This is a genomic window from Aminobacterium sp. EBM-42 (genome assembly GCF_001896635.1).
Taxonomy (GTDB): domain Bacteria; phylum Synergistota; class Synergistia; order Synergistales; family Aminobacteriaceae; genus Aminobacterium; species Aminobacterium colombiense.
The window spans coordinates 53,605-61,192 of sequence record NZ_MPPC01000007.1 but is presented as its reverse complement, the minus strand read 5'-3'; the positions used below and the strand labels follow the sequence as shown (position 1 = coordinate 61,192).

General features: G+C 34.5%; 5 protein-coding genes. 3 read left to right on the top strand and 2 right to left on the bottom strand.

Translation table 11 applies throughout. The features are described from left to right. Positions 1 to 369: 369 nt before the first annotated feature. The gene (locus BUC50_RS01775) at positions 370 to 1,710 is read left to right on the top strand and encodes a D-glucuronyl C5-epimerase family protein (RefSeq protein WP_286677075.1); all 1,341 of its coding nucleotides are present in this window, start codon (positions 370 to 372) and stop codon (positions 1,708 to 1,710) included. A 1,084-nt stretch (positions 1,711 to 2,794) separates the two neighbouring features. Then, positions 2,795 to 3,610 carry an O-antigen ligase family protein gene (locus BUC50_RS01770; protein ID WP_286677074.1) on the top strand — a complete coding sequence of 272 codons (816 nt, stop codon included), beginning with the start codon at positions 2,795 to 2,797 and terminating at the stop codon, positions 3,608 to 3,610. A 21-nt stretch (positions 3,611 to 3,631) separates the two neighbouring features. Here the strand turns inward: BUC50_RS01770 and BUC50_RS01765 are convergent, their stop codons facing one another. Further along, entirely contained in the window at positions 3,632 to 4,435 is an 804-nt protein-coding gene (locus BUC50_RS01765) for an oligosaccharide flippase family protein (RefSeq protein ID WP_286677077.1), read from the bottom strand. 527 nt (positions 4,436 to 4,962) lie between these two features. On the opposite strand from BUC50_RS01765, the gene BUC50_RS01760 reads away from it, so the two are divergent. Then, positions 4,963 to 5,952, top strand: a complete 990-nt coding sequence (locus BUC50_RS01760) for a hypothetical protein (RefSeq protein WP_286677073.1) — start codon at positions 4,963 to 4,965, stop codon at positions 5,950 to 5,952. Between the two features lie 512 nt (positions 5,953 to 6,464). Here the strand turns inward: BUC50_RS01760 and BUC50_RS01755 are convergent. Next, positions 6,465 to 7,586 (bottom strand): N-acetyl sugar amidotransferase, encoded by a 1,122-nt coding sequence (locus BUC50_RS01755; RefSeq protein ID WP_286677072.1) that lies wholly within the window; start codon positions 7,584 to 7,586, stop codon positions 6,465 to 6,467. Positions 7,587 to 7,588: the final 2 nt, after the last annotated feature.

Here is a 7,588-nt window from a genome sequence, read left to right as displayed (position 1 = left end):
TGTTTACGGCTTCGGACATCTCGATTACTATCGCCACGTTATTGATGTTTTTGATGGTAAAGTAGAGCCACTAGTGACCGGACGAGAAGCTCGAAAGACCGTGGAGATCATCGAAGCGGCGTATGAAAATCAGTAATAAAAGGAGTTCTTGACAAAAAATAGCTTTAGAGCTTAACAGAAAAATTTAAGATATATACGCGCCACAAGTGTGTTTGTGAAAATTACCCCGGCAAAGCAACAAAAAGAGGCGCCAAAAAATTATAAAACTTTACATAAAACATAATCACAGGGGGGACCTTTGAGCATGTTAAAAAAACGGTAAACAACATTAACTTTCCCATATTTACCTTTAAATTAATAAGTCTAATCATGATAACTATCATTTCTTTATTTTGTGCGGGGCGTTCTGAAAGTGCCAATTTAGCACCATTTAAATACGGTATAACATCTTCAGCAACAGAATATGCAAACTCAGGAAGACGCTCTTTAGATAAAAACAGAATACTGGTATTTGATTATGGGAAAGCCTACAGTTCGCTGGGAAAGTGGCACAACCCCTTTTTTATAGCTAGGTATGCGCATGCACTATATAACGACTGGTATAAGACTAATTGTACAGATGATAATCTAAAAAATGATTTTCTTCTGCAAGCAAAATTTCTGCTTTCTTCGTACAAAGAAGAGCGAAAAGGGATGGCCTATTGGATATATCCTTTTGAAAATACATATTTTGGAGCCAAACCTGGTTGGATTTCGGGGATTGGACAATCTCTGATTGCTGGCGTTCTTCTTAGAGCCTATGAAATCACTGGTAACCAGGATTTTGAAAATATTGCTAAAAAGGCAATAGAAGTTTATTTTCATCCTATGTCCTCTGGTGGCGTGGTCACTAGCGGTGAAATGGGTTTATGGATACAAGAAGTAGCGAGTCCCGATTGCAAAGGATTTTGCATTTTGAATGGGCATATAACGGGTCTACTCGGCTTAATTGACATTGCGAATCTAACTTCTGATAAAAAAGTATACGATGTTGTAACTCGTGGAATAGCTACTGTTCGTAACCATCTACACGATTTCGATGCAGGGTTTTCTTCTTTTTACTCTCTCAAAGTTAAAGATGGGGATCAGCCAATCATTGCTCCCAGAAATGGCTATAATGCTCTACATGTTTGGCAGCTCGAAAAATTATTTGAGATTACAAAGAAGCCTGAATTTTTACATGCAGCAATTTTATTTAAAAAATACGAAGAGTTAAAGGATATAAGAAACGCTAAAGGTTCTACTAATCCCAATACACATGGACCTGATGAAGCAGCCGGGTGGTTTGGCAACCGTTATTGGTCTCATAATAAATTCCCTACATACTACGAGGTTCATATGGCATCCGAGGAAGCTCTTGAAGGGGTATTTATAGGTGCACATTCTCAAAAAGCTGCTCCCCTGTCTCTATCGGTTTCACTTTTTCAAAATGACAAATGGATAAAAATATGGAGTACAGAAAAGAACATCCAAAAAGATATTTTTCTTTCTTTCAGCAATCCCGTGCTCGCATCTGCTATACGTGTCGATATATATAGCGATAACGGGAATAAAAACGTTGCTCTCAATGCGGTAATGCCTATACGAAGATTAAAAAGCGTTTCTGCCAACTATGATCGGCCCGTAGTAACTTTGAGTACATTAGTGCCTGGGTTTAGGAAAAACGACTAATTTTATTGCTTTTAATAAAATTTTTATGTGTGCCTTATTTGAGATAGACATAAAGTGAAGTAAAACAGAGCTTTTGACGAGTCACTACATCGCTCATAAAAATTTTTTCTGTTACTGGCAGATAAGATACATGCTCCGTTATGACTTATTCGATTATGTTTACTTAATCATGATAATTTAGGCAAATGGTACAGAATATATTGTGTTGCCTGCATATATGCTAAGGGCTCTTGCTATCGGTAATGGAATAACAAACGGCGTCACAGAAACACAGCAGGCAGCAAACCGTTTACATAATTAATTCCGATTTTACATTGTTGCCACTGTAAAGAAAAAGGTGAGGGTAAGAAATGTGACACATAATGTTTGAAGTCATATAGCCATCATTGAGCTAAAAAGAGTTGTCGCTTATATTATTGATATCTTCAATGGCAAGGCAGCGCCTATTTTAACAGGACGAGAGGCATTGAAAACAGTGGATATTCTTGAGGCGGCTTATAAAAACAAATTACAATAAAAAGCACGGCGCAAAACGAAAGCCCATTAAGGTGTTTTTAAATAGTGATCATTGTCTCTATTTTCTTTCCTTGAAATTAGTTTTAAGGGAGAAAATTTGTCGTGGTTCTATTTGCACATTTGCAACTCCCCTTTTCTTTTTTGTCACCCAATGAATGAGAGAGGTAAATAAATGTTCTCGACAAAAACAATAATCAAAAGAGAGTGCGCCAAGGATAGAAAAATCAGCATTGCTATTATGTCCCCATTTTTTGTTTTGATGGCTCAGTTCTTTGTACTCTATTATTTTAATATCATCAACACAAATATGGGACAGATGGTACAGCTGCTATCCAAAGCTACCGTTGGTCTATTCTTTATATATTCCTTTCTGACTGTTTTTAAAAGAAATGGTCTTATATTCATATTCATATATTGTGGTTTTGCCACAATTTTTTTGTTAAACTTTCTTTTTTTCCAACAAAACACTCCTTATTTGAAAGCCACCTTGTTTAGCTTTTTTTTCATGTGTTTACCTTGCCTCGTTTACAGCTTTAGTATAAATAACCTATTAGTTTTTAAGTCTATTATGGAAAAAACTGGTACTATCGTCTTTTTTATAGGGGCAATAACTGCATTTTTAGCCATCACTAACAGAATATCTTTAGGACCATATAGCATGTCACTATCGTATTACATGCTTCTTCCCGTCATAGTACACATGAATAATTTTTTTGTAAAAAGGTCCATTGAGTCTGGCCTAATTACAACCATAGCTGTGTTTATCATATTTGCACTCGGCTCTAGAGGAGCCATTCTATGCATAGGAATTTATGTCATTTTATATTTTATGACTCAATCAGGAAAGAATTCCGTTAAAAATTGGGTTTTAAAATTGTCAGTTTTTTTTACGTTATTTTTCTCAGTGTTTTTTTTAAAGGAAATCTTTACCTTCTTAAACAAAATCCTAATGAAATATAATATTCACAGCAGAACTATCGCGTTGTTTTTAAGGGACAAAGTTCATCTTAGCGGAAGGGAAGTTATTTACAGCACTATTGTGGATCAAATAAAAGCTCACCCTTTAATGGGAATAGGCCTTGCAGGAGACAGGCTTTATACAGGGGGAACATATTCTCATAACATTTTTTTGGAAATCATATCTGGATTTGGAATCATAGTTGGAATAATTATTCTCCTATTTTTAGGGTGTATAACTATCAGATCCCTGTTCTTAAAAAATAAAACAAGAGCAAACCTAATGTTAATGTGGTTTTGCATCGGGTTCGTGCCTTTGATTGTAAGCGGTTCATATTTGACATATTTCCAATTTTGGATATTTTTAGGCTTGATAACTCGTTTTTCAGTTACAAAGGAACAAAAATGTCTCCCTGCTAACTATTAAGCATTCTTTTTTGCTGAAAAACTATTCCCCGGTTATCATCTTCGATTTGAGAATCCAAAACATATAAATTAAGCTAGAAAAAATCCATGCGCCTATACTTAAAAATGCTGGCGCTCGATAAGAGCGAGCAACTATTATTGGAGCAATAAGCAACATGGCAATAAAAAACTCCTTTATTATTCCTCCTAAATATTCGCTCATCCCTTTACCCACCAATTTCATAATAATAACGAGGTACAAGAAGTAGACTATAAATTTCCCTACTCCATAAATAATAATAGGGGCATAAGAACCTTGGACTAAATAACCTATATATAGAGATGCCACTCCCATAAGTAACATGAATCCTTGAAAAAGAGTTAGATACCTTTGTTTATTCACTATCAAAAAAGTAGCAGAGATAGGAGATGATAAAAACTGCATCCATAGGTAAGGAGCAAGGAAAAGAGTGTAGTAACCAGCTATCTTCCAACTGTCCCCTAAGATTAAAGGGAAAAGATCCGGGGCTATAAAACCTAAAGATAAAATAGGGAATGTCCCTAAAGTAACCAAAGCCTTAAGAGTACGAACCGTTACATCTGATAATCGTTCCTCCCTTTGTGCAACGCTTGCTTTCTGAAAATAAACCTGTCCTATAGACTGACCTAAAAAACTGGCGGGCAGCTGAAGAACTCTCGTGCTCATAGCAAACCATCCAGTTACATCTGAGGAGAAAAAAGAGGCGAGCAAAAGTGGCATTATTTGTATACTTAGCACGTTAAGGAGGGTCCCCCACGTTTGATAAAGAGGGAAATTGTAATATTTTTTAGCAACGATTGCTAACATTTTTTTATTGACTACGCTTAGGGAAAAGTTTTTTTTCGTTATACGAACAAGAGAAGTAATTCCGCCTGTCATACCTATAATCTGCCCCCATAACAAACCAGAGGGTGTAAAACTATATGCAACCGAAAACAGATTTATAGCACTTTAGCGGTTGACTAAATTAAGGTGATGATTAATTTATGTTTTTTGCTGTGATATGTTATTCCATGTGTTTTATATATACTTGTCTTTTTATTTATTTATTTTTTAAACATAAAGACGTATTTCTTCAACCTAGTATGTTTTTTCTTTTAGCTTTTCACGTTCTTATCCAATTAGGAAGCACATATTTATCGCCCACTGTAATAGGGTATCTTCCTAATCCCTTATCTTGGTTTATCATTGTTTACATTGTTCCTATTCTTTGTATTTTTATATCTTTTATATGTCGAAACTTTTTTAAAATAAGAAACATTACTAGAAAAATTATAAATTTTACCCCTACAAAAACACAAAACGACACTTTTAAGGGGATTTTTTTCCTTTTCTTGGTATCATTACTTGTTGCTTTTATTTATTGTTTTTTTGTTCCATTTAAATCCACTGGCCTTTACTCTATGTTTTTTAACCCCGCAACAGCAACTTTAGCGAGAGAAAGATCCCTAAAATTACTAAATAGCACTTTAGTAAAATATGTTTTTTCTTTTTTTTCTAATAGTATGTCCATTTTTTTTGTTGCTATATTAACGTTACAAATGCAAAATAATATGCATAAAATCAGCTTTTCAAAGAATATTATTCTGTGTGTTTTTTACCTGTTTTGTTGCAGTGTAGTTTTGCTACCAGGGGCAAGATGGCCAGTTGCCAAGTTAGTCCTTACATCTGTTTTTGCCATTGTTATAAAAAAACGATTAAAATTTAATTTTTTATTATTTTTTATAGCTCTTTTATGTATTTTAAGCATTCCTGTTTTATTATCCATCCTTAGAGAAGGAAAAAACTTTTCCTTCTTATTAATGTTTAAATATTATCCTTATATTTTTAGAAGAATTTTAGTTACACCAAGCCAAACTGGGCTATGGTTCGTTCATTATGCTCAAAAATTTAGCTTCTGGGGTGTTGCAGGAATTCCTAAAATAGCTTCTCTTTTGGGGGAAAAAGGAGTTAATGTTGCTAATGTTATATATTTACACTATACAAATGCCCCCATAGCTAGTGGCTTAGCCAACACCTGCCATTTTTTTTCCTATTATAGTTACTTCGGTCTTTGGGGCATGATTGTCTTTGCTATTATCAGCATAATAATATTAGACTTGTTATTTTTTAGCACAACTTTTCTTTCAAAAAACACTCTCGTTGCTTGTACTGCCTCGCTTCTCGTTAATTCTTTATCATTTATAGACGCCGATTTTACAACAGCACTTATTAGTCATGGATTCATTCCAACAATCCTCATTAGCTACATTTTTGATTACATATGTAAAATAAAAGTTAAAAAAGCAACCAACATAAGCAAGCAAACTATTAATACTGAATAAATTTTATTTTAGAAACGTCGATAACATACAATAAAAAGTACAATATATTTCGCATACTTTCTTATAAAAAGATGCAACAGTTCCCGAAAGACAGCAGCGCTTTATCTGCGACAAAAAAACTACCCCAAGAACAGAGGGAGCTGCTGCATACGAAAGAAGATACCGCAGAAAAGAGACAACACGCTTGCCCTCCAATTTATCAGGGTTCATATTGAGCAGAAACTCGACCCTCGTGCTAGAAGTGGTAAATATATAGCATCGACAAAGCGGAGAACACGGATATAGAGCAACTCTATGCCCCGAAAAGGAACCCGAAAAAAGAATCCTTTCCCGTGAGCATGGGGAAAAAACTTTCTGAGAGACTGTGGAATCTTGGGTACAAAAAACATTGACGCTACTAGGAAGGGACTCCACTTTCCCCCTTTGTTTAATTCTACCTTTTATAAAATAGTCTATCAAATTAAACCTTTCGTGTCCTCGGTTCTATACCACGTTCTCTAATGTCATTTTTTTTAAAAAAACTTGATGATTCTCTTTATCCTATCTTTTACTCTAAATAAAGTTCTATTAGATTTAAAATCTGTATGCGCCCTAAACGGGGCGTTCATTATTGCGTCAAACCCATCTTCGCTTAACTGTAGTTTTGCTAAAATATATTGTATATCTTCTTTTAATTCTTCTAAGGATCCATAAGGCGGCTTTTGCATTTCTAGCAAAGCTTCTTCTCTCGACATTTGTCCCGCAAGAATTAAACTAGAAAAATGAGCTCTTCTCTTATCAATACCAAATCGTTTAGGCAAAAAATACCCTTGGTAAAACTTTGTAAACCTAGACTCATAATGTTTCGCTCCATAGTTAATCCATCCGAGTTCTTTTTGAAGCTTAGCCATGGCTTCTTCTTTGTTGTAAGGCATATAGTTCAAAGGCTTTATCACTTTCATTTTTTTAACAAAAGGATAATAAAAGTAATATCTAAAAAAGCTAACCATAGGATAGCTCTTTAAAGTGTACTCCCCGAACTGGGAATATATCGCTTTTAAATTTCGCAAATCCATAGCATTATAAACCCAACTAGCCGGGAGTATAGATTCTGTAGCAAAATTACTTCCACTTAAAACATACCTTATATTATTATCTGTAGCGTATTTATAAAGAGCAGCGAAAAAAGCATGATCTTGAGGCACATCTTGATTAATAACTCCAGCTTTTAAGTATGCAACCTGAAGATCCCTCATCTCCTCCCAATTTATCGTATAAGTAAAATAATTGAGATTAAGATAAGAAACTATTTTCTCAATATTCCGTTCTGCTATTTCGGAATTCCAGCCACCATTAATATGTACAGCCAATGGATTTAAACCTAATTCTTTAACTGCCACAACAGCAAGATAACTGCTATCTACACCACCACTAAGCCCTAATATACAATCATATTTTTGACCTTTACTCGTTTTTTTTATCTCCAAAACAATATCACTTAATAAAGTTTCACCCTTTTTATTAGGGAACCATAAATTATTAACAATAGAATCGAAAAAATGGCAATGATTACAAACACCATTACTATCGAAAGTAATTGTTGGATCTGAAGTATCCATAATACAACGACGACACATTCGATACTCTTTATCCACAG

Coding starts and splice junctions, on each gene's coding strand:
- BUC50_RS01775 (WP_286677075.1), top strand. CDS start 370: ATGATAACTATCATTTCTTTATTTTGTGCGGGGCGTTCTGAAAGTGCC.
- BUC50_RS01765 (WP_286677077.1), bottom strand. CDS start 4,435: ATGTTAGCAATCGTTGCTAAAAAATATTACAATTTCCCTCTTTATCAA.
- BUC50_RS01770 (WP_286677074.1), top strand. CDS start 2,795: ATGGAAAAAACTGGTACTATCGTCTTTTTTATAGGGGCAATAACTGCA.